Source organism: Mucilaginibacter rivuli (assembly GCF_019391655.1).
Taxonomy (GTDB): domain Bacteria; phylum Bacteroidota; class Bacteroidia; order Sphingobacteriales; family Sphingobacteriaceae; genus Mucilaginibacter; species Mucilaginibacter rivuli.
Genome location: NZ_JAHXPQ010000002.1, coordinates 697,917 through 721,515 on the forward strand (window position 1 = coordinate 697,917; position 23,599 = coordinate 721,515).

18 protein-coding genes and 1 tRNA gene are annotated in these 23,599 nt (G+C 42.1%); 11 read left to right on the forward strand and 8 right to left on the reverse strand.

Features of this window, described 5'->3' with window-relative positions; genetic code table 11:
• Position 1 precedes the first annotated feature (1 nt).
• Positions 2 to 1,480, forward strand: coding sequence for a glutamate synthase subunit beta (locus KXQ82_RS06800; protein ID WP_219487401.1), 1,479 nt, complete (start codon positions 2 to 4; stop codon positions 1,478 to 1,480).
• Between the two features lie 78 nt (positions 1,481 to 1,558).
• The gene (locus KXQ82_RS06805) at positions 1,559 to 2,167 is read left to right on the forward strand and encodes a peroxiredoxin-like family protein (protein ID WP_219487402.1); all 609 of its coding nucleotides are present in this window, start codon (positions 1,559 to 1,561) and stop codon (positions 2,165 to 2,167) included.
• Positions 2,168 to 2,259: 92 nt separating this feature from the next.
• Here KXQ82_RS06805 and KXQ82_RS06810 read toward each other — a convergent pair whose 3' ends face one another.
• The 3 genes from KXQ82_RS06810 to KXQ82_RS06820 are packed head-to-tail and all read right to left on the reverse strand — an operon-like array spanning position 2,260 to position 4,588.
• Positions 2,260 to 3,108 (reverse strand): molybdopterin-dependent oxidoreductase, encoded by an 849-nt coding sequence (locus KXQ82_RS06810; protein ID WP_219487403.1) that lies wholly within the window; start codon positions 3,106 to 3,108, stop codon positions 2,260 to 2,262.
• Entirely contained in the window at positions 3,092 to 3,787 is a 696-nt protein-coding gene (locus tag KXQ82_RS06815) for a cytochrome b/b6 domain-containing protein (protein ID WP_255563489.1), read from the reverse strand. The genes KXQ82_RS06810 and KXQ82_RS06815 overlap by 17 nt, the downstream gene beginning before the upstream one ends.
• 18 nt (positions 3,788 to 3,805) lie before the next feature.
• Complete coding sequence (locus tag KXQ82_RS06820) at positions 3,806 to 4,588, reverse strand: DUF1223 domain-containing protein (protein WP_219487404.1); 783 nt, start codon at positions 4,586 to 4,588, stop codon at positions 3,806 to 3,808.
• Positions 4,589 to 4,750: 162 nt separating this feature from the next.
• Here KXQ82_RS06820 and KXQ82_RS06825 point away from each other — a divergent pair, with 162 nt between their 5' ends.
• Entirely contained in the window at positions 4,751 to 5,284 is a 534-nt protein-coding gene (locus tag KXQ82_RS06825; protein ID WP_219487405.1) for an ester cyclase, read from the forward strand.
• A 206-nt stretch (positions 5,285 to 5,490) separates the two neighbouring features.
• The gene (locus KXQ82_RS06830; RefSeq protein WP_219487406.1) at positions 5,491 to 5,847 is read left to right on the forward strand and encodes a response regulator; all 357 of its coding nucleotides are present in this window, start codon (positions 5,491 to 5,493) and stop codon (positions 5,845 to 5,847) included.
• A 28-nt stretch (positions 5,848 to 5,875) separates the two neighbouring features.
• On the opposite strand, the gene aroB is transcribed toward KXQ82_RS06830, so the two are convergent.
• The gene (gene aroB, locus KXQ82_RS06835) at positions 5,876 to 6,949 is read right to left on the reverse strand and encodes a 3-dehydroquinate synthase (RefSeq protein ID WP_219487407.1); all 1,074 of its coding nucleotides are present in this window, start codon (positions 6,947 to 6,949) and stop codon (positions 5,876 to 5,878) included.
• A gap of 3 nt (positions 6,950 to 6,952) precedes the next feature.
• Entirely contained in the window at positions 6,953 to 7,159 is a 207-nt protein-coding gene (locus KXQ82_RS06840; protein WP_219487408.1) for an RNA-binding S4 domain-containing protein, read from the reverse strand.
• Between the two features lie 67 nt (positions 7,160 to 7,226).
• Here KXQ82_RS06840 and KXQ82_RS06845 point away from each other — a divergent pair, with 67 nt between their 5' ends.
• Positions 7,227 to 8,429 (forward strand): proline dehydrogenase family protein, encoded by a 1,203-nt coding sequence (locus tag KXQ82_RS06845; protein WP_219487409.1) that lies wholly within the window; start codon positions 7,227 to 7,229, stop codon positions 8,427 to 8,429.
• Positions 8,430 to 8,496: 67 nt separating this feature from the next.
• Positions 8,497 to 8,967, forward strand: coding sequence for a hypothetical protein (locus KXQ82_RS06850; RefSeq protein ID WP_219487410.1), 471 nt, complete (start codon positions 8,497 to 8,499; stop codon positions 8,965 to 8,967).
• Positions 8,968 to 9,004: 37 nt separating this feature from the next.
• Here KXQ82_RS06850 and KXQ82_RS06855 read toward each other — a convergent pair whose 3' ends face one another.
• Positions 9,005 to 10,153 (reverse strand): tetratricopeptide repeat protein, encoded by a 1,149-nt coding sequence (locus KXQ82_RS06855; protein ID WP_219487411.1) that lies wholly within the window; start codon positions 10,151 to 10,153, stop codon positions 9,005 to 9,007.
• Between the two features lie 185 nt (positions 10,154 to 10,338).
• Between KXQ82_RS06855 and KXQ82_RS06860 the strand changes: the two genes are divergently transcribed.
• Complete coding sequence (locus KXQ82_RS06860; RefSeq protein WP_219487412.1) at positions 10,339 to 12,414, forward strand: HD family phosphohydrolase; 2,076 nt, start codon at positions 10,339 to 10,341, stop codon at positions 12,412 to 12,414.
• A gap of 77 nt (positions 12,415 to 12,491) precedes the next feature.
• A tRNA-Ser gene (locus KXQ82_RS06865) sits at positions 12,492 to 12,578 on the forward strand.
• Positions 12,579 to 12,840: 262 nt separating this feature from the next.
• Here KXQ82_RS06865 and KXQ82_RS06870 read toward each other — a convergent pair.
• Positions 12,841 to 16,044, reverse strand: a complete 3,204-nt coding sequence (locus KXQ82_RS06870) for a glycoside hydrolase family 2 TIM barrel-domain containing protein (protein WP_219487413.1) — start codon at positions 16,042 to 16,044, stop codon at positions 12,841 to 12,843.
• A gap of 327 nt (positions 16,045 to 16,371) precedes the next feature.
• Here KXQ82_RS06870 and KXQ82_RS06875 point away from each other — a divergent pair, with 327 nt between their 5' ends.
• Genes KXQ82_RS06875 through KXQ82_RS06885 form a run of 3 tightly spaced genes read left to right on the forward strand, consistent with a single transcriptional unit; the run spans position 16,372 to position 22,435 of the window.
• Positions 16,372 to 18,660, forward strand: a complete 2,289-nt coding sequence (locus KXQ82_RS06875) for a GH92 family glycosyl hydrolase (RefSeq protein WP_369412428.1) — start codon at positions 16,372 to 16,374, stop codon at positions 18,658 to 18,660.
• Between the two features lie 6 nt (positions 18,661 to 18,666).
• Positions 18,667 to 20,139 (forward strand): glycoside hydrolase family 28 protein, encoded by a 1,473-nt coding sequence (locus KXQ82_RS06880; RefSeq protein ID WP_255563490.1) that lies wholly within the window; start codon positions 18,667 to 18,669, stop codon positions 20,137 to 20,139.
• 1 nt (position 20,140) lies between these two features.
• Complete coding sequence (locus KXQ82_RS06885; protein WP_219487415.1) at positions 20,141 to 22,435, forward strand: GH92 family glycosyl hydrolase; 2,295 nt, start codon at positions 20,141 to 20,143, stop codon at positions 22,433 to 22,435.
• Here KXQ82_RS06885 and KXQ82_RS06890 read toward each other — a convergent pair.
• Positions 22,425 to 23,438: a LacI family DNA-binding transcriptional regulator gene (locus tag KXQ82_RS06890; RefSeq protein WP_219487416.1), complete on the reverse strand. Its 1,014-nt coding sequence runs from the start codon at positions 23,436 to 23,438 to the stop codon at positions 22,425 to 22,427. The two genes, KXQ82_RS06885 and KXQ82_RS06890, sit on opposite strands and share 11 nt — an antisense overlap.
• Between the last annotated feature and the right edge of the window lie 161 nt (positions 23,439 to 23,599).

Genomic DNA, 23,599 nt, shown 5'->3' on the forward strand with positions numbered 1-23,599 from the left:
AATGGGAAAACCAACCGGATTTAAAGAGTTTGGAAGGGAGCTGCCATCAAAAATAGCTCCTCAAGAACGTATAGCTAACTATAAGGAATTTGTAAATTTATATTCAGACGAGAAACTGAATGAGCAATCGGCCCGTTGTATGAACTGTGGTGTTCCGTTTTGCCATAACGGTTGCCCGCTGGGTAATATCATCCCTGAGTTTAACGATGCTGTTTATCGTAAAGATTGGGAAGAAGCATACACCATTTTATCATCAACAAATAACTTCCCCGAGTTTACAGGCCGTATTTGCCCTGCGCCTTGCGAGTCTGCATGTGTACTGGGTATAAACAAGCCACCTGTAGCTATCGAAGAGATAGAGAAACACATCATCGAGATAGCTTACGAGAAAGGTATGGTTAGGCCAACAGCACCGCTTATTAAAACAGGCAAAAAGGTTGCTGTTGTAGGTTCAGGTCCGGCGGGTTTAGCTGCTGCAGCTCAGTTGGTTAAAGCAGGCCATAGTGTTACTGTTTATGAGCGTGATGATAACCCGGGTGGTTTATTACGTTACGGCATCCCCGATTTCAAACTGGAAAAAGGAGTAGTAGAGCGCCGTATCAAAGTTATGGAAGAAGATGGTGTTGTGTTTAAATGCAATACCGAAGTAGGCAAAGATATTATGCCCGAAGAACTTACCCGTAACAATGATGCTGTTGTAATTGCAGGTGGTTCAACCATCCCGCGTAACCTGCCAATACCAGGCCGCGATTTGAAAGGTATCCATTTTGCTATGGATTTCCTGAAACAACAAAATAAACGTGTAAGCGATATAAAAGTTACTGCCGAAGATATTTTAGCTACAGGTAAAGATGTAGTGGTAATAGGTGGCGGTGATACAGGGTCTGACTGTGTAGGTACTTCAAACCGCCAGGGTGCTAAATCTGTTACTCAGTTTGAAGTAATGAGCAAGCCACCTGAGCAACGTACCGCCCACATGCCTTGGCCAAGCTACCCTATGGTACTTAAAGTAACCAGTTCGCACGAGGAAGGTGTTGTACGCCATTGGGGTGTTAACACAAAAGAATTTTTAGGCGATGCTAATGGCAACCTGCGCGCGCTTAAAGTTGCCGATGTAAGCTGGGAACTTGATGTGATGAACCGCCCTGTAAAATTTGCAGAGGTAGAAGGTTCTGAACGCGAAATACCTTGCCAGGCTGTATTTTTAGCCATGGGCTTTTTACACCCGCAGCATACCGGTATGTTGGAGCAATTAGGCGTTGAGCTTGATGAACGTAAAAACGTAAAGGCCCGTGAGGGTGTTTACCGTACCAACGTAGGTAAAGTATTTGCAGCAGGCGATATGCGCCGTGGCCAGTCTTTAGTTGTATGGGCTATATCAGAGGGCCGCGAATGCGCCCGCAAGGTAGATGAGTTTTTGATGGGCCACTCTGCCCTCGAAAGTAAAGATGTAGTTAACCTGTTTGAACAGGTGTTTTAATTTGCTCACCAAACCAAACCTTAATACCATAGCGGGACGGCATTTGCTGTCCCGTTTTGTTTTTATAAATTAGCCATTATGAAAAGGTATCTCCTTGTAATATTAGTATCGCTGTTATCTGTACATGTATTTGCTCAACAGCCGGTAACTTCGCAACCTGCATCATTAGTAATGGGCTCAAAAGCTCCCGATTTTAATGGTGTTGACTACCAGGGTAAAAAGCATAACCTTAAATCATTATTAAAAGGGCATAGCGCGGTAGTTATATTTTTTTATCGCGGGCAATGGTGCCAGTATTGTAATAAATACCTTAAACTAATGCAGGATAACCTGGCCAAGCTTACCGCCAAAGGCGCCGCCGTTGTTGCGGTTACCCCCGAAGTTGACCTGGCTATAAATACTACTGCGTCAAAAACAGGCGCGGGTTTCCCCATTATGAATGATAAGGGCTACAAAATAATGAAAGCTTACAAAGTTGATTATGTAGTAAGCGCTACCGATCTTGCCCTGATGCGGAAATATCATATAGATATAGATGCCAATAATGGTAATGCCGATCATGTTTTACCTATACCGGCAACCTACGTTATCAACAAAAAAGAGAAGATCGTATTTGCTCATTTTGATGTTGATTATCGCAAACGTGCCGCTATGGATGATATTATAGCAGCCATCCCTGCGATGTAAGTTATTTAGTTATTGAGTTTTTTTGACCATTAAAGTTACAATTCCTCAATAAAATAAAAACTTAGTAACCTAACAACCCAACAACTTGAAAATCACAGGCCCGAATAGTAATCATACCCCCGCTCGGCCCAGTAATCAGGCGGCCGTTGGTTGCTGAAGGATATCGTAGCTATTCTTTTCAGATTCTTGATGCCATATTTTACCGGGATGATCAGCCGTAGCGGTGCCCCGTTTAATATAGGGATAGGCCCGTCGTTAACTTCGTAAGCAAGCAGGGTTTGCGGGTGCATGGCGCTCGGCATATCAATACCCACATAATATTGCTTGTCTTCGGTAGCAAAGCCAACGTATTCCATTGCAGCCTGGGTCTCCAGTTTATAATGGGCCACAAAATCGGTGAATTTTACACCGGCCCAATGCTGTATCTCGTCCCAGCCCTCAACGCATTTAAAGTCGTATATCAGCTCGGTTTTAGGCAGGGCTTTAATATCTTCTATCGTGAGGGTTAAGGTCTCTGTAGGGCTTTTAATTACCTGCATTTTCCAATCTGCCGGGTTGAATTTATCGGGCATACCTTCATAGCTGTTACTGCGCAGCTTTTTGGGCACCATTTCTTTCGGATAGGTTTTAACCAGGTGGTTATTGCTGAACAATCTCCTGCAAAACAATTCTGTCTGGTTCAGTGCACGCCTTAGGGGCGCTTTGGCACCTGCGGTTACTGTTTTAGCTTCGACAGGGCTGTTGGCTAACCATTTCCAGCCACCAAAAGCGGCGGCCTGCAGAACGATAAAACTGCCAAAAGCAATAAAGCGGCGGCGTGCAATTTGCTTATCAAGCAGGGCTTCTTGTTTTAGATCTGCTATCTTTTTGTTCTCGGCAATTTCCTGTTCAGATAATTCCGCCGCATCTGGTACTGCTTCCGGCTTATTTTCCTTTTCCATCTTCTTTTGCTAATTCGGTTACTGGTGTTTCTTTAACTACTTCAAAGCCGGTTATTACCGATTGGAAATTTTTCCATCCCGCAAGGATAACCTGGATAATGTGTATAAAAAAGAAGAACACATAACCCAGTGTAAGTACAAAATGTATAATACGGGCCAAATGGTACCCGCCACATAAAAAGCATATCCAATTAAACTGTACAGGCTTATATATGGCTAAGCCCGTTACAATAGAGCCAAAGCCCATAACAATGATTGAGGTATAGGCTATGCGTTGCGCGGCGTTGTATTTGTTTTGAGGAGGTGCTGTTTTGCGGATATGCAGATCGTGCAAAAGAACCAGCCAGGCCTCTTTAAACGATTTTTTTTGTGGTACCAACTCGCGCCACTCGCCCGATATTATGGTGTATAGCACATACATAAACCCATTAGCAAAAAAGAACCACATGAACAGGAAGTGAAGCGCCATACCTTCTGCCAGCCTTTTTGGGATATGGAAAAATTTATTGAACCCCTCAGGGAAAAACTTGAATATCTCGGTATTACCTATTGATACCTTATATACATCGTTTCCCCAATAAATCAGCATGCCACTCCATATCATCAGGAATAACACCGGGAAATTTATCCAGTGAAACCACCGCATGGCAATGGAGTGTTTTTCTTTGATAGTTTTCATTTTTTACGATGGTAATAATCAGATGTTTGAAGGTACAGTTTTTTGTGCTGATAGTATCTCGCTTGTAGCGCTATTCTGTAAAAAGCAGATCACCTCCCAGGTTTGCTGGTTATAGCCCTGCGGGAGTTTTACTGTAGCCGTTCCGTTTTGCTGGTTTAGGTCTATCGTGTTCAATTCGCGCACAATATTAACGTGCCTCAAAATATGGCCTCCGTTTTCGCCACTTTTTACACTGCTTTGTGCCGCTTTTTGTACCAAAGCAATTACTAACGCCTTATTAGCTATATTACCTTTAATTTGATATTGTATTTTTAATTGGTGCAATTCAATGCCGGTAGCACCTAACATCAATTGGTCATTAACGGTTTTTGACAGGTTCGATTTTATCGCATTCCGTAAGCTAACTTCATTTGAGCCAACAAACTCAGTACGTCCGTTTACTACGATCTGGGGCGTATAAACCGATTCCAGGTGTAATTGCTGTGCGTACCTGCGTTGCCTGTTACTATATTCAGCACTGCTAAACTGATCTTTCCAACCTAAATGATTCCAGTAATCAACATGGTAGGCTAAAATATAAATGTGCTGCTCTTTATCCTCTTTTAATATGCGGGCTATTAACTCATCGGCAGGGGGGCAGCTTGAGCAGCCTTCTGATGTAAAGAGTTCTACCACGGCAAATCCATTTTCAGCAGATGCCTTGCTTTTAATCACTTGTTGGTTATTTATTTTAAAGGCAAATATGGATAGGGTAGCGGCAAGCAGTAGCCCCGTTAATGCTATTAATTTATAGGCTTTCATAATCGTTATAATGAGTGGTTTGTACGTTTGTCGGTATATACGGGAATACCTTACAATAAAACTAAAAAAAATGAAATAAGTATTTTAGATAAGTATCCGCACTTTAATGTATTGATATTTAAAAGTTTATATATAGCTTTAATAAACTAAATTAAAACAATTATGAAAAAACTATTGATTGGCTTAGCCGTAGTATCGGTAATTTTTGCAGCCTGTAACGGCAAGATGAGTGTTTCTACCAATGGTGTTGCTGCAGACAGTACAGCGGCTATGATAGCAAAAAACAAGCAAACGGCTATCAACTCTGAAATGGCCATCCTGAAAAAAGATATTGATGGGATATACAAGGATTGCAGTGCTGACTTTGTGGATTACGGTAGCGAAGAGTATAAACCAATGACGAAAATAGACTCGCTAAAAATAAATATGAAACAGTTTTTAGATGCCTTCCCTGATATGAAGGTAGAAAACATGAAAGCTTTTGCCGATAGCAACACCGTTGTAATAACCGGTACCTGGAGCGGCACTTTTACTAAAGAGTTTATGAAAATACCACCCACTAAAAAAACATATAAATTACCCGATGCCGATATTTTTACTTTTAACAAAGAAGGCAAGATCACATCACACAGGTCAATACAATCAGAAATTGCCTATTTAACACAGTTAGGCGTGCCTTTGCCGCCTAAAAAATAGTAGGCGTATGTTTTCCGGCTTAATGAGTGCATGGCGGCGGTTATATATAACCGCCGTTTTGTGTTTAATATAAAGAAATGATTAATCAGGCGGATAGTATGTTCAGGAGGGTTTAAGTAAAACATTTCAAAATATGATAATTAATTAATTTATTAATTAAAATAAATGTATATCTTTGTATACATAATGTTTACCTGTTAATTTAGATGGCCAAAAAAATCATTGTCATTGAAGACAATCACGATATCCTTGATATGATATCCTATATTCTCGAAGATGAAGGCTATGAGGTGTTACCATCCTTAAACTCCGAACCTCTTAAAGATATCGAAACATCAAAACCTGACCTGATTTTGTTGGATGATTGGTTACCGGATAGTTATGGCCACAGGTTGTGCGCTACTTTAAAACAAAACCCGGTTACGGCTCATATCCCTGTTTTACTGATATCATCGGTAATTAATTTACCAGAGCTTGCCAAAAAAGCGAATGCCGATGGATTTATAACAAAACCATTTGATATTGATCACCTGATCAGTATGGTAAAAGAGCATTTGAGCTAAAGCTCAAATGCTCCAAATGTATACTGCTTTAAGCTTGCGCGTATTCCAGCGACGCATAAAACTTCAGGCTTTCCACCAGTTCTGCATCTGTACAAATATTATCTATTTTGCTTTCGCCGATGTTTGACAGGAGCGAACAGTTGATATTACCACCCAGGTTCTTTTTATCCTTGCGCATAATATCATTCAATTGTGTAAAGGTGCTTTCTTTAAGTGGGTATTTGCCATAAATGCCTAATAAGGTATTGATGATCTCTTCCATCGCTGTAAGCGATAATCCTGCTTTTTTATGTGATAAATACGTTTCGCATATCATACCGGCAACAACTGCTTCGCCATGTGTTAGCGGGTTTTCATCGTTATTAAGCGAGTAGCTTTCAATGGCATGGCCAATGGTATGCCCAAAGTTTAATATTTTGCGCAAGCCGCGTTCGGTAGGGTCGGCAATAACAACCTTATTCTTTATCGCTATGGAGTCGTATATCAATTCGGCATCAAGGTTCTCCGGATTGCTGTGTTTTAGTTTTTCCCAGTAGGCAGCATCGGCAATCAGGCCATGTTTTAACATTTCTGCTAAGCCCGATTTTACCTGCCGCTCAGGTAAAGTTTGTAAAAAGCGGTGTTCAATAAAAACAGCTTTTGGCTGTGTAAATGTACCGATGATGTTTTTAAGGTTAAAAATATCAATGCCGTTTTTACCGCCAACCGAAGCATCTACTTGCGATAGCAGGGTAGTAGGGATATGTACAAAATCGATACCGCGTTTATATGTTGATGCTGCAAAGCCACCCAGATCGGTAATTACACCGCCGCCAAGGTTAATAAGCAGGCTGTTGCGGTCGGCACCAAAATCTATCAGCATTTTCCAGATACCTACACAAAAATCAATGCTTTTGCTTTCTTCGCCGGCGTTTATCTCAATAATGTCAAAATTATCTTTTTGATCCAGCCCTTCCTGTATCAGGGGGAGGCAATGTTTTACGGTATGCTCGTCGGTTAAAATAAAAAAGTGCGAATAGTTACCCTGCTTAATAAATTTGTTGAGTTCGGCAGCTATGTTGTTAAAATGTATTGGGTAGCTTATGCTTTGTAAGGTGTTCATTATTTATTTAATCAAAATTTTTGTGCCCCTAAATTCAACTATATCGCCTTGCCTTACTTTGAGGCGTTTGCGATAGTCGATGGTGCCATTGTATTTAACTTCGCCTTCAGATACAACTATCTGGGCTTCACCGCCGGTTTGCACCAGGTTTGTAGCCTTTAACAACTGTATCATCGGAATGTATTCTTCAGTTAATGTAAACTCGATCATGAGGAAGGCAAAAATAAACTATTCGGCGAATAAAGAGTAAATAAGTTACAATTTGTAATTTTGCCGAATGCTGCCCACTAACAATGATAAACCCACCCCGGAGAACGTGTTTTCGTTCGAGAACACCGAAATCGCGTTTAAACAAACTACAAATGTAGCCCTAAAGCGCGCGTATTGGCTATTCCGGCTCATCAATATCAACTTATTGGTTAAGCTGGGGCCGCCAATAACCAACTTCGCCTTAAAAATACACCTGCCCATTAAAGGACTTATCCGCACTACCATATTTAAACATTTTTGTGGTGGCGAAACCATTGCCCAATGTGATGCGACCATTAAAAATCTTTACGAGGGTAAAGTTGGAACAATATTGGATTACTCGGTTGAAGGGGAAGATGAAGAGGCTGTTTTTGATGAAACACGCGATGAGATTATCAGGACAATAAAACGTGCTAAAGGCGATAAGGCTATCCCGCTAACGGTATTTAAAGTTACCGGGGTAGGGCGTTTTGAGTTATTGGAGAAACTTGATGCCGGAATTACTTTAACCGATACCGAACAACTGGAATGGAAAAAAGTACAAAGCCGCGTACACGATATTTGTAAAACAGCCTTTGACCTGGATATCCCGGTAATGATTGATGCCGAAGAAAGCTGGATACAAAAAACGATAGATACACTGGCCATTGATATGATGCGTGCCTTTAACAAAATTAAGCCTATTGTTTATAATACCTACCAGTTATACAGGCATGATAAGCTCGAATCAATAAAACATGATTGTGCCGTAGCCATACCTGAAGGTTTTTATTTAGGAGCAAAGCTGGTACGCGGTGCCTATATGGAAAAAGAACGGCAACGGGCTATCGAGATGGGGTACACATCGCCTATACAAGCAACCAAACAAGCTACCGATGATGACTATAACAAGGCGCTGGAGTTTTGCATCGAAAATATTAAACATATTGCCTTTATAGCCGGCACACACAACGAGGATAGTTGTAAACTGCTTGCCAATTTATTGGATAAGTATGATATTATACACAACCACCCCCATGTATATTTTTCGCAATTACTCGGTATGAGCGATAACCTGAGCTTTAACCTGGCCCATGCGGATTATAATGTAGCCAAATATGTACCTTACGGACCTGTTGAAGCAGTGTTGCCATACCTTTTTAGGAGGGCGCAAGAAAACACAGCCATTGCAGGCCAAATGAGCCGCGAATTAGGTTTGATCGTAAAAGAAATAAAAAGGAGAAGATTTTAATTTTTAGTTAAAACACAATTGTCATAATTATGTTACAGTAATTAGTATTTAACAAACTAACATAATTATGAAAAAGATCAGTTTAATAGCATTGGCAATTTTTGTGGGACTGTCGTTTCAAAACGTTAACGCACAGGATAACGATACCAGCCACGTAAAAGTTAAAAGTAAGGTTAAAGCAAATAAAGCTAAAACCAAAATTAAAGGGGAGGGGGCAGCAGCTATAAATGCAGCTACCGGAAACCACACTGCTCCGGCTACACCAACAACAGTTATTGTTACGCCAGCGCCACCTGCAACAGTGGTTACCAATACACAACCGCATACTGCCCCAACCACAACAACTACCACCACAGAAACTAAAGTTGCGGCGGCACCGGTTACAACCAGCAGCACCATGCATACATCAAAAACAGTAGCTACTAAAACGGCTACGCATGTAACGCGTACTACACCTGCTCACCGTACGGTAGTAGTTAAAAAGCAACCCACTCCTGCCACTACAGTTAAAACAACCACTACGGTAACTAAAAATTAATTGAGGTGCAATATGTTAAATAGCCCCAAACCCGGGGCTATTTTTTTAGCTCGTTTAAGCGGCTTTGCACATACACAATATACTCCTTTTGCTTTAAGGGCGGTTTTGATGCCAGGTATTTTTTATAATATTTAATGGCGTTATTTTTATCTTTCAGGTCCTTATCGTACAAGTTAGCAAGGGTGTAGTATATTACATCGTGCTCCTTAAAATACAGGCTTTTCTGATAATTTGCAGCTGCAGCTTTATATTGCTTTTTAATATCGTAGTTCTCGGCAATTTCGTTATAATATACATCCATGTATGGCGATATGGCCTGTGTTAACGTTCTTTCCAAATAATCGAGCGATTCTTTATATCTTTTTAATCCTTTGTAACTCATCGCCGTAAGGTAATAAGTACGTTCGGTTTGATAAATATCGGGCATCATGCCGAATGATTCGATACAACATTCATAGTTTTTGAGCATATAATAAGACGAGCCTAACTTGTTGAGCACCTGTATCGATTGGTCGCCAAGTTCTACAAGTTTATTGCATGTAATTATCGTTTCTTTAAAACGGCTGCTGGTATACATCAGGTTTACTACTGCCCTAAGTAAAAACAGATTTGTTGAATCGGCTGCAAGGGCACGCACCAAAACCATTTCGGCTTGTTTTGGTTTCTTAGTGTTTATCAGTATGAAGCTTAAATCACAAGCTACGTCAGGGTCTTCAGGGTTAATAATATTTGCTTTTGACAGGTTTTTGTATGAGTTTGCCGTATCCGTTTTTTCCATATACAAGCGCCCCAATTGTTTGTATACCTGGAAATTTCGATTATCGATACTCCCGGCTTTTTCGTAATAAAAAATAGCTTTCGGCTTATTTTCGCGGTTAGAATTGATGAGCGCCAGATTAAGCAAAACAGGTATGTTGGTGGTATCCTGCCGGTAAATGCGTTCATAATATTTTTCTGCTTCGAGCGGTTTGCCTGCCATTTGGCAGGTGTAGGCAAGGCGGTTCAATATTTTTACATTGGTAATAGGCTCCGGGCAAACCTTTTTTAAATATTCTGCCGCATCTGCATAATGCTGGTTTTGATATAGGTCTATCAGTAGAGCGTCATTAATATTATACTGTTGCGCTTTGGTTATTGTACCAGAAAACAAGGTGATGATGAGGAATAGGAAAAAGAATTTTTTCATATAATATCTATTTCAACTAAATTAATAGTTTAGATTTGATATTGCAACTATTTTTTTAGTTTGAATTGTTTTTGATATATCGTAGCCATCACGGCATCTGCTACTCGTTCAATCAGCTAAGCTTTCTGCTTAAAATAGCGTAATTCATCAAAACTTATTATAATTTTGATGGGTTTAACAAACGAATGGCAACACTCAGCTCTTCGCGCCAAAAAGCGCTGCTACGCAAATACTCAGGTAACGTCAAAATATTGATGATGCTGGTTAGTATTTGCTTTATTGTTTTGGTACTGCCTAAACAGGCCAAGTTTAGGTACGAATATGAAAAAGGTAAGGTGTGGAACCAAAAGGATCTTATATCGCCATACATTTTCGCTATATTAAAAACTGAGCAGGAGCGTAAAGAAGACCGTGAAGCCGCTATCAGGAGTATTACGCCCATATACCAACTGGATGCCGAGGTAGAGCAGCAAAGCCTTGAAGGTTATAAAAATGGTTTTGAGATAAAATGGAAAACCAGTGGCATAAACGATGGACAGAAACAGCGATATTTTACATTGGGCTATAACCTGCTGAAAGAAGTATACGCAAAAGGCGTATTAGCGCTTAATAAAAAATATCAAACCAGTGGAGAAAATTACCGCATTACTATTCTGCATAATAACATAGCTACAGAGATCAATACATCGCAGGTATTTACCCACGAAGGAGCTTTGAGTTATGTCGATCAGGCACTGTCAGCTAATAAAAACCTTGATAAAACCTTTTTAATAGGAATAATACAAGACAGGTTGCAATATAACCTCAGTTACGATGATAAGCTGACCACGCGCCTTGAGAACGAGGCAGTAGATGGCTTATCTGCCACGCGTGGCATGGTGCAAAAAGGTGATCTTATTGTGGCACGCGGCTCGGTTATTAACCAGGATATTTATCAAAAGCTGGAATCGTTTAAATCCGCATTTGACGATAACGTACGTGTTAACGGTAACCCCAAACTGGTATTGTTGGGCCAGTTTTTACTGGTTACTATCGTTATCAGCTTGCTTATGGTGTTCCTATACCTTTTCCGTAAGGATATTTACTATGATAACCGTCTGGTAAGCCTCATATTATTGGTTATAACGGCCATGCTGGCTACGCTATCATTAGCCATAAGGGTACAGCTGCCTAATTTTTATTATATTCCATACTGTATTGTTCCTATCATCATCCGTATCCTGTTCGATACCCGTTTGGCGCTTAACATTCACTTATTGGTAGTATTGATAGCCGGATTTTTTGTGCCTAACAGCTTTGAGTTTGGCTTTTTCGAGATCACGGCGGGTATGGTATCTATTTACAGTATTAAAAACCTGGTGCGCCGTGAGCAGTTCCTCATTTCGGCAGGCATTATTTTGGCGAATTACTTTTTTGCCTTTGTCGGGATATCATTGATTCGCGAAGGCAGCCTGACGAGTATAGACTGGACAGACTTTTTACCATTCCTGTTCAGCGTAGGTTCTACTTTATTGGCTTATCCGCTTATTTATGTCTTCGAAAAGGTATTTGGATTAACATCAGATATCACACTGATAGAATTAACCAACACTAACGCCACTTTGCTGCGTAAGCTGGCCTTTAGCGCGCCGGGCACGTTCCAACACTCGTTACAAGTTGCAAACCTGGCAGAGAGCGCCATATACGCTATTGGGGGCAATGCTTTATTGGTTAGGGCAGGGGCCTTGTATCATGATATTGGTAAGATAGAAAACCCGCTGTATTTTATCGAGAACCAAAGCAGTGGTTTTAATCCGCATGATAAAGTAACTTATGAAGAAAGCGCGCAGATCATCATCCGCCACGTAAGTAAGGGTATTGATATGGCCCGTAAAGAAAACCTGCCCGAAATTGTGATCGATTTTATACGTACGCATCATGGCAATACCCGGGTTGATTATTTTTATCAATCGCACTTAAAAAACTTCCCGGAGAAGATCGTGGATGAAAATACCTTCCGTTATCCCGGCCCTATACCGTTTTCTAAGGAAACAGGTGTATTAATGTTAGCAGATTCTGTTGAGGCGGCATCGCGCTCATTACACGAGCCAAATGCGGCAACTATTGATGCTTTGGTTGAACGTATAATAGAGTACAAGCTTGACCAGGAGCAACTTAACGATAGTAATATTACGCTGAAAGATCTGGAAACCATTAAGGCGATATTTAAGCGAATGCTGATGAGTATTTACCATGTGCGAATAGATTATCAGAATAACTAAATTTTTTTTTGACGGGAAAGTTGAATTGCTATATTTGCAATCCCAAAAACGGGGTATGTGCGTTGCACAATTAAATTGGTGAGGTGCCTGAGAGGCCGAAAGGATCAGTTTGCTAAACTGACGTACGGGAAACTGTACCGAGGGTTCGAATCCCTCCCTCACCGCAAATCAATAAGTGCCTGGCTTTAGCCGGGCATTTTTATTTTATAGCGTTGCCAAGCGAAGCTTGTGCATAAGAGATAAAATAAAAATGACCAGTGAGCAATAGCAAACAGGCACTTATTGATTTAAGCCCCCACCCAAAAGGGATCAATAAAATTAATCCCTCCCTCACCGCTGAATGGTAAGTGAAAAGCCTGTAAATTTATGATTTACAGGCTTTTTTGTTATCGGGCTGATGAATGGGGGTTGTACTCTTTAGTTTTGTTACAGCAGTTTTAACACATAGGTAAATTTAGCAGGCTCGGCATAAACCGTGTATTGAGGCATAGGGGTGGGGCCACAACTATTTGAGCCAACACCCAATGTTTTGTAGCCAATACATAATACGGTGGCATTTCTTACCGGCAGGTCAATTTTATATTCAACAGGTGCCAGTTGTTCATCACTGTAGGGTAAGGCTGCTATTTGCAAAACGGTATTATCGGCATAAATGCCTACACCAGTGCCATTTTGATTAATTAGTTTGGCCCAGCGTACATCCTCATGATTGCCGCACTCCATCGGCTTTTCGTAAGGTGTTAATTGTTGTAAAACCGTGCTGGTATAAATGCCAACATCTGATCCCGTTTTTCTGTCCGAGTAGTTTTCCATCGGGCCACGGCCAAAATAACTAAACCTGTCATAAGCTTTATCCAAAAACATCCTGATACCCATCCGCGCTATCACAAGCTTCGGCTCGTTGGTTTGCACATCATTATCAACCCTTACGGTGCCATCCCCGGTAACGGTATAAACTACATGGTGGTTTAAACTAAAACCTTTTTTACCCGTTGCGCCAAGTTCAACAGTAAGCGTTATTTCAGATGGTGTTACTTGCCTCGCTACCATGCTTTTGGTACTCCATTTTAATTCCTTTAGCCCATAATCATCCCAATCTTTATCGGCATACATATCATCATTGCGGTGCGGCGCACGCCATAAATGCAGCATTGGCCCGCCTTGCGCAAGCAATAACTCGCTGCCATTATTTTTAACAGAAGATAAGGTACCTGTTACCTTATCAAATCTCAAACTGAAACTATTGCCCTTAACAACAATATCGCTTTTTCTTTCGCTGAATTGAATTGCAGCCATTTGACTATTGCTGATAGCTTTGGCAGCAGATTTAAACGGCAGTTCTATTTGTTCGGCGGCAATTTCGTGGCCGGCTTTTGCCCATAATTGATTTTTTATCAACTTGAACGAAAAGCGGATATAATACGTAGCACCCGGTTCAAATTGCTTATCGCGATAGGGAACAATTATTTGTTTATCGCTTAAAGGATTAATACCACTAAGGTTAATTACACCGTTTGATTGGGCAATACCATTTTTTGTAATAACCCAGGTACCTTTAAAATCCGACAGATCAATAAACTGGTATTTGTTGCGGATGTTAAAAATACCTTTTTCCAGGTCTTTTGCGCTTACGCTGATCCATTGAAATACGCGTTGCATTTCCGGATAATGTGGTTTTGGCGATCTGTCGGATGCTACTACGCCTTTATGAATAAAATAATGGTCGTTCGGGAACTCGCCAAAACCACCACCAAATGCGAGTATGGGGTGTTTAGGGTCACGACGGTTCCATATACCCTGATCCTGAAATTCCCATATCGCGCCGCCTAATAATGATGGATACTTATCGAACAGGTCGCCATATTCTTTTAACGACCCCATCGAGTTGAACATAGCGTGCGTAAACTCGCATAAATAAAAAGGTTTGGTGAGGCTTTTATCTACAGCCGCCCGCTCTACTGATGATAGGGCTTTCTTCTTTACATTATCCGAATCGGCATAAGGCAATATAGGTGCATACATTTTGCTATCTATGTCCGCAGGGTTTTTATCGCCAACGCCAAAACCTTCATAATGCGTAGGGCGCGATGTATCTATGCGCTTTATGGCTGTAATTGCCGCTGCAAAATTCTTACCGCCAATACCAGCCTCGTTACCCAAGGACCATATGATAACCGACGGGTGATTTTTAAAACTTTCCACATTGGCTACATTCCTATCAATAACGGCGGCTTTAATGCGTGGCTCGTCTGTAAGCCTTTCTCTTGCACCGTGGCACTCTACATTAGCTTCGGCTACAAGGTAAATACCATACTCATCGCATAATTCGTACCAGCGTGGGTCGTCACTATAATGGCAGGTGCGTACATGGTTGCAATTACCCTGCTTAATAACTTCAAGATCGCGGCGCATTTGGGCTTCGGTAACGGCATGGCCAACATCGGGCCAGTTTTCATGACGGTTAACGCCTTTTAATTTAATGGGTACACCATTTACCATAAACACCCGCCCTTTGATCTCTATTTTGCGGAAACCTGTTTTTGATGAGATGGTTTCTGTTATTACCTTACCTCTTTTTAGTCGGATAACCGTTGTATACAAATGAGGCGTTTCGGCCGTCCATTTTAAAGGGTTTATGATATTGATCTTTAAATTAGCAGTAATTTCCTGCCCCGCCTGTAAAGCCAGAATATTCGTTGTTCCACCGGCAATTACCTTTTCTCCATCATATACATTTACAACCGCCTTTTGGGGCAACGTTGCTTTTGTACCATAATTTTTAACCTTAACTATTACATTTTCGGTAGTATCTCGGTAATGCTCATCCAGATCTGTCTGTACAAAAAAATCGCGGATATGTGCGTTTGGCGCTTTCCATAGGGTCACATTTCTAAATATTCCGTGCAGGCGCCACATATCCTGATCTTCCAGGTAACTGCCCGATGTGTACTGATATACTTCGGCTGCAACTACATTTTTTCCCGGCTTTACATAATTTGTAATATCAAACTCGGCCGCATTGCGACTATTAACACTATAGCCAACTTTTTTACCGTTTATCCACAAAAAAAAGCCCGAGTCGACACCATCAAAGGTGATAAATATGCGTCCACCGGTCCAGTTGGCAGGTACATCAAAATCGCGGCGGTAACTGCCAACGGGATTACGCTCTTTAAAAGCGGTGTAATTTTCGGGAGGTACGCTCATCACATGCGGAAAATCAATTTTGAACGTATAACCTATATTGCGGTAAAAAGGTGTACCATAGCCTTTTATTTCCCAATTCGAAGGCACGGCAATCTCCTTCCAGCGGGTTACATCATAGTCGGGCTTAAAAAAATCTACCGGGCGGTCTTGCGGCCATGCAACCCAGTTAAATTTCCAATTACCATTTAAACTGCGTGATAACGACGATGAACGGCGGTTACCGGTTAGCGCCTCTTTTAGGTTGCTATACGGCATCAGGGTGGCGTGTGCCGGTTGCTTATTGATCCCCAGGCATTCCGGGTTTTCAATTTCGGCCGGTACAGTTGCTTTACGTGTGGTATCGGGTTGTTGTATACCGCAAAAAGCAGCAGATACGGCGCATAATGCTACCAGTAATATTGATAAGGATCTTATTTTTGGCATATGCCCCGGTATGTTAATAATAAATGATGGTTTATGATCAGAACAAGTACAAACATATCAATACTTAATGTTCGTTTTCTTAATCCATAACTGTTGCTCACCGTTTTTCTGCTTAAACGATTTCGTAATTAAATTGGAGCGATGTATAAACAATAGCCGGCTTAGTTGATATTTTCGTACAACAATTATAAACGGGCAAAAGCGCTGTATAGTAAATGATGATGGTGGGTATATAAGTTAGCATATGTTATGCCGGCCTTTACCTGTATATTATCCCGATGCCCTGTTTCTGAAAATTATGATAAAATTTAATTTTAAATAAGTAAGGTGAATTTCAGATCTGTTTTTATCATTTATTGTATAAACATGCTGGCTGTAAGCAGCGTATTTGCCCAGAATGTGGTTTCGTATGTTCAGCCATTGGCCGGAACAGCGCCCGCTACTACCGCGGCGGCAAAAAAACACGGCGCCGGTACCGAGCTTAATGCCAACACCATACCGGCCGTAACTGTACCATTTGCCATGACACAGTGGACCGCCGAAACCCGGCAAACCGAAACCAAATGCCAGCCACCATATGTTTATGCCGATAATATGCTTACCGGTTTTAGGGCCACACACTGGCTTAGCGGCTCGTGCACGCAAGACTATGGAAGTTTTACCATTATGCCCATCACGGGGCACCTTAAAACACTTGTGGCTAATTACCGTACAGCATTTTCGCATCGTGATGAAGTAACCGCCCCTAACTATTACCGTGTAACTTTACCCGCGTATCACCTTTTAGCCGAAATGACAGCTACCCGCCGTTGCGGTTCACTACAATTTACGGCGCAAACTACCGATAGCCTTTACCTGCTTATTACACCTAACAGCGACAGGGGTGAGGGCTATATTAAGATAGATTCTAAGCGGGGATTAGTATGGGGCTATAATCCCGCACACCGTATTTACCAGGGTTGGGGTAAGCCTGCAGGGTTTAGCGGTTATTTTGTAATACAATTTAAAAAAAGCTTAACCAGCCATGGTGTTTACAAAGGCGGGCAGGTATTTAAAACCGACAGCATACACAGCGGTAATGATATTGGCGCATATGTAGGCTTTAAGTTGCTGGCAGGCGAAAAGCTGAATGTATACGCCGGTACATCTTTCAGCAGCCTGGCAGGGGCTTTCAATAATTTAAAAACCGAGATAAAAAATCAGGATTTTAATACGCTTGTTGCGCAAAGCAAACGGGTTTGGCAAAAGGCTTTAAACCAGGTAAGTGTACAAAGCACTAACATACATTACAAGCAGATATTTTACACCGCGCTATATCATAGTATGCAGCAGCCCCGCCTGTATAATGATGCTGATGGCACTTATCCGCAGTTTTCTCTTAATTATCAGGCTGCGCGCATAGCCAAAGGCGAGTATTTTGATGATTTTTCGATGTGGGATATTTACCGGGCGCAATTGCCGCTTTTTGAAATACTTAAACCTGAACTGATAAACAGTGCTGTACGATCGATGATATTGAAAGGCAGGCAGGGTAAATGGTTGCCTATTTTTCCGTGCTGGAACAGTTATACCGCTGCCATGATAGGCGACCATGTAACCGCTTTTATCGCATCGGCATATATCAAAGGTATTCGCGATTATGATATTGGCGAAGCTTACCGCTTAATGCGGCAAAATGCTTTTGACCAGCCTGACGAACAAGACTATAACGATGGAAAAGGCCGCAGGGCGCTTACATCGTACCTTAAATATGGCTATATCCCCTTAGAAGACTCGGTACAGCAGGCACATCATAAAAAAGAACAGGTTAGCCGCACTATTGAATATGCTTATGATGATTATGCCCTGTCGCAAGTGGCCAACGGTTTAAATAAAACAACTGACAAAAACATATTGCTGGCCCGTAGTTTAAACTACCGTAATGTATTTGATACAGCGGTTAATATGGTGCGTGGCCGTTATATTAATAAAACCTGGTATCAGCCATTCAGGCCGTCGGGCAGGGAATTTTACATTACCGAAGGTACGCCCCAGCAATATACTTTTTATGTTCCGCACGATGTGAAGGGCCTTGCAAAGCTGATGGGCGGGCCAGGCAGACTTGAGACAGCCCTTGATGATCTTTTTGAGACAGGCGAATACTGGCATGGCAATGAGCCGGGGCACCAGATACCGTTTATGTACAGTTATACGCCATCGCCATGGAAAACACAGCAAAGGGTAAAACAAATACTTGACGATGAATATAGCGACGGCCCCGGTGGTTTGGGCGGTAATGACGATGCCGGCCAAATGTCTGCCTGGTATGTTTTCGCTTCCCTTGGTTTTTACCCTTTAGATCCCGTGTCGGATCAGTATATACTCACAAGCTCGTTATTTGATCAGTACAATGTTGCTTTACCTGGCGGAAAGAATTTTAAAATGATCGCTCACCGGCAGTCGGCATCGTCTATCTACATCTCAAACGCAAAGTACAACCAAAAGCCTTATACCAAAGGTTACCTTACCCATAGCATGATTGTTAATGGCGGTACGCTTGAGTTATTTTTAACTGATAAGCCCAATAAAACCCGGGCAACAAACCCCGGCGATCAGCCGGCCTCATTAACCCATTAAAACAACATGCACTTAGCAAAATTAAAACAATACTTACTGATACTGCTTGCTTTAAGCAGTATGGCGTTACAGGCCCAAACAAAGGCAACACCACCACGCGATTTTTATATCACCACCTTTGGCGCGGTAGCAGATGCTAAAAAAGATAATGCCGTGGCTATTCAAAAAGCTATTGATGCCTGTAACAAAGCAGGAGGGGGCAGGGTAATTGTACCGGCCGGAAAACGGTTTATGAGCGGACCTTTTGACCTAAGATCGAATATTGAATTTGTAGTGGAGGTAAACGCGGTAGTTATTGCAAACCCCGATGAACATGTGTACAAAAAAAGCGCTTTCAGGAATAATGCAGGCGAAGGTACCATCTGGATAGGCGGCGAAAACTTAAGCGATGTTACCCTAAGCGGGGCAGGTTGCCTTGATGGCAATGGCATTTCTTTTATGGGTGCCGAACTGGAAGATTCGTATGTGTTAAAGCCTTTTAACGTGATAGATCCACGGCCGCACCTGCTTACCATTATAGGCGGTAAAAATATTCGTATCCGCGATCTCACTATTCGTAACTCAGCGTATTGGACAGTGCATTTGGTTGGCTGTAATGATGTAGCGATAGATAATATCACTTTACTAAACGCCTTAAAAGTTAGGAACAGTGATGGTATCGATCTTGATCACAGTAAAAATGTACGTATCAGTAACTGCTATATCGAGTCGGGCGATGATTGCATTTGCCTGAAAAACCGCCGGGAGTTTGAAGAATTTGGCCCTTGCGAAAACATTACAGTAAATAACTGCACCATGACATCACGCTCATGCGCTATCAAGATAGGTTCAGAAAACATGGACCGTATCAGCCATGTGGTCATCAGTAATTGTATCATTAAAAACAGCAACCGCGGCATAGGTATACAAAATCGGGACGAAGGCACCGTGAGCGATGTGACATTTTCTAATATCGTTATCGATTCGCACCTCTTCTCCGATGTTTGGTGGGGCAAGGCGGAGCCTATTTATGTAACAGCTTACAGGCGGGCCAACGGCAATAACAAAGATGCCAACTGGCGTTTCCCCAAAGGAAAAACTGAAGGGAGTGTAGGAAAGGTTAGTCGTATTTATTTTAGCAATGTTAAAGGTGTAAGCGAAAACGGTATTTACGTGGGCGCCGAGTCGGCCGATAAAGTATCCGATATAGTGTTTGACCAGGTTGATATTTTTATCAATAAAACTACAAGTATACCCGGCGGTATTTATGATCGCCGTCCCGCTAAGGTAGATGGGCTGCTTTCTGCCGGAACTTCGGGCTTTTACCTGGATAATGCAGCCAATATCACCATTCGCAACAGTTCGGTAAACTGGGGCGATAACCGCCCTGAATATTACAAGCATGTGCTTGAGGGGCATGGCGTAATTAATTTAAAAACAATCAACCTGAATGGCACTTCGGCTTTTCCGGAGCGTATAGAGGCCATCATAAACCATTAACGTGAGCAAATATTTTTCATACCGTTGGGTTATCATTATAGCCCTGCTTTTAGCCCCTTCTGCGGGCATCGCGCAAGCAAATAATTATAGCGGCTATATTGATCCTTTTATTGGATCGGAAGGGCAGGGGAATGTTTTTGTAGGGCCATCATGCCCATATGGTATGATAAAACCCGGCCCTGATGTAAACAGGGCCTCTAACAGCGGCTATTCTCCCGATCTGGATATTCCTTTATATGGCTTTAGCCAGGTACATGTTAGCGGTACGGGCGGCGGCCCCAAATACGGCAACATTGGATTAATGCCTTTTGCCGGTAACTACGATCAGATAAAGCAGGAATCGTTACGTGCCGACGAACAAGCATCTGCAGGTTACTACAGCGTTTTATTGAAACAATACCATATAAAAACCGAAATAACCTGCACGCACAAGGTTGCCTTTTACAAGTTTGGCTATCAGCCCGGAAGCCGCAAAGCGCTGAAAATTGATGCCGGTGATTTTTTAGGCGAAAAGCCGGTACCCGATTACCGCGAGGCACAACAGTTTGTAGGATCGGAGGTTGAGGTGATATCGAATACCGAGATAAGGGGCTACACCCGTATTCGTGGCGGTTGGAACAATGGCAGTGCCTATACTGTTTATTTTTGTGCCATTACGGATAAGCCTTTTAAATCCTTTAGCAGTTATAAAGATGGCAAGCTATACCCTAACGTTAAGGTGCAGATAGATAATGGTACCAAAACAGGCGTACTGCTTTATTTTGACGACGCTACCGAACAGCAGATACAGGTTAAAGTAGGGATATCTTTTATCAGCACCTTAAAGGCACGGCAAAATATTGATGAGGAGGTACCGCATTGGAGTTTTGAAAAGGTGTTAAATCAGTGCCGCGACAGTTGGGAAAGCTTGTTAAAACGTGTAGAGATTACCGAACAAACACCGGCCGCACAAAAAAAGATGTTTTATACGGCCCTGTACCATACCATGCTGATGCCCGTAAACCGGACTGGCGAAAACCCCGGGTGGCAATCGGCATTGCCGTATTATGATGATTTTTATGCTATTTGGGATACTTTCAGATCATCGGGCCCATTGATAACGCTGGTTGATCCGCAGCGCGAAACGGATATTGTAAATTCGCTGCTTAATATTTATCAGCGCGATGGTTATATGCCCGATGCCCGCAGCGGCAACAGTAACGGGCGTACCCAGGGCGGCTCAAATGCCGAGGTAATGATAGCCGACGCGTATGTGAAAAAACTAAAGGGCATTAACTATAGCCTGGCCTTAGAGGCTATGGTGAAAGATGCGACCATACCGCCCGGAGGAAATGAAGAGAAGGAAGGCCGTGGCGGTTTAACGGATTACAATAGTTTAGGTTATGTATCAAACCGCTTTGTACGTGCCGGCAACCGCACAGTTGAATATGCCTATAACGATTATTGCCTGGCTGTTGTTGCCAAAGGCCTTAACCGTAACGGCGAATACCGCCGGTTTATGAAACAGGCAGATAACTGGCAGAACCTTTGGCGCCCGGTAACTGACCATGGCGCTACGGGCTTTATTATGCCTAAAGACCCCGCCGGGCATTGGGTAGACAGCATTACCTGTGTGGAGAGCAACGGGCGGGTAACGGCCATTCCTTACACACCGCTGGCGCAGGACTGGCCCACATGTGTTTGCTGGTGGTGCGGCTTTTTTTACGAAGCCAGTTCGTGGGAGTACTCTTTTTATGTACCGCATGATGTAGCTACTTTAATTAAAAGTTGCGGCGGAACACAGGCATTTAAAACCCGCTTAGATACATTTTTTAATAATGGGTATTATAATGTAGGCAACGAACCATCGTTTTTAACACCCGATTATTACCATTGGATAGGTAAGCCGGGCTTGAGCAGTGAGCGCATCAGCCAGATCATTAAAACTAACTATAACGAAACCAGGAGCGGTTTACCGGGTAATGATGATTCGGGTGCCATGTCATCATGGTTGGCTTTCCACATGATGGGCTTGTATCCAAATGCAGGGCAATCGTATTATTTGATCAATACGCCTTTATTGGTGCAAACTGTACTGCACCAGGCTGGTGGAAAGGATTTTAAAATAACAGCTAAAAACCACTCGGAGGTTAATAAGTATATACAGGCAGCCTGGCTAAATGGCAAAACGTTTGATCAATCATGGATAGAGCACCAGGAGCTATTGAATGGTGGCGAACTGGTGCTGCAAATGGGCCCCGTTGAAACCGGGTGGGGAAGCCGTGTTTTGCCCCCTTCAAAGCCGGCTAATTATTGATCGTTGAGTTTCTTATGATAAGCGAAGATGGTATTACAATACTTTCTTCTTTCATTATCAAACCATTATTTCTTAACGATTTAAGTAGGATAGTTGCAGCGCTTTTTCCCATTTCAAACGCGGGTTGGGTAATGGTAGTTAAGCTGGGGCTCAAAATAATAGCCGTTGCCTGATTAGAAAAACAAACCACCTTTACCTGCTGCGGTATGTTAATATCAAGCTGTTGGCAAGCAAGGTAAATATCGGTGGTCAATTTCTCAACCGTAGCTATTATGCCATCAGGGCGGTTATCAGGCAACATCATTTCTTTTATTAACTCGTAATTACACGAAGCATCTTCAGTACACTCAATAATTCTGCAGTCGGCTTCGTTAAGGTTATGGTCGGCTATGGCTTTTGTAAAACCCCGGGCCCGTTCAGAAATTATTGATAAGTTGTTTGAGATAGACAGCAGGATAATTTTGCTGCAACCCGCCTCAATTAAATGTTTTGTGGCGTTATACCCGCACTCAAAATCGTTGGTGGTTACTTTGGCTGTATCCAGGTCATTGCAAACCCTGTCGAAAAAAACAACAGGGAGTTTCTTATTAAATTCCCGGATATGGTCGGCATCACTGGTTTCAACCGTTACCGACATGATAGCCCCATCAACCCTTCCATTGGTCAACTCCTTTAAAATAGCTTTTTCGCGGTCAAGTTTCTCGTGGGTTAAATAGATAAGCGCATGATAGCCTTTTTCCAACACAGCTTCTTCAATACCATTCAGCGCCAGCGAAAAAAAGCTATCGGCTACTTCGGGTATCACTACCGCAATGGTTTTGCTTTTATTACGCCGTAAGCTTCCCGCGTAGGCATTAGGAACGTAGTTTAACTCCTCGGCCAAAGCAAGTACCCTCTTCTTGGTGCTGTCGCTTATTTCATGACTGTCACACAGTGCTTTAGATATCGTAGCAGTTGATAACTGTAATTTTTCGGCCAATAATTTAATTGTGACTGTGCTCATTAAATAGCGTGATAACGATCAGGTTTAATAGTGCAATATATCACTTTTTACTTAAACGATTAAGTAAATATTCTCGGGCCAAAACAAAAATGTAACAGCTTATTTACTCAACTTTATTCTCGGTAAGCCAATTATTACCCAAACCAATTACTACTAATAAT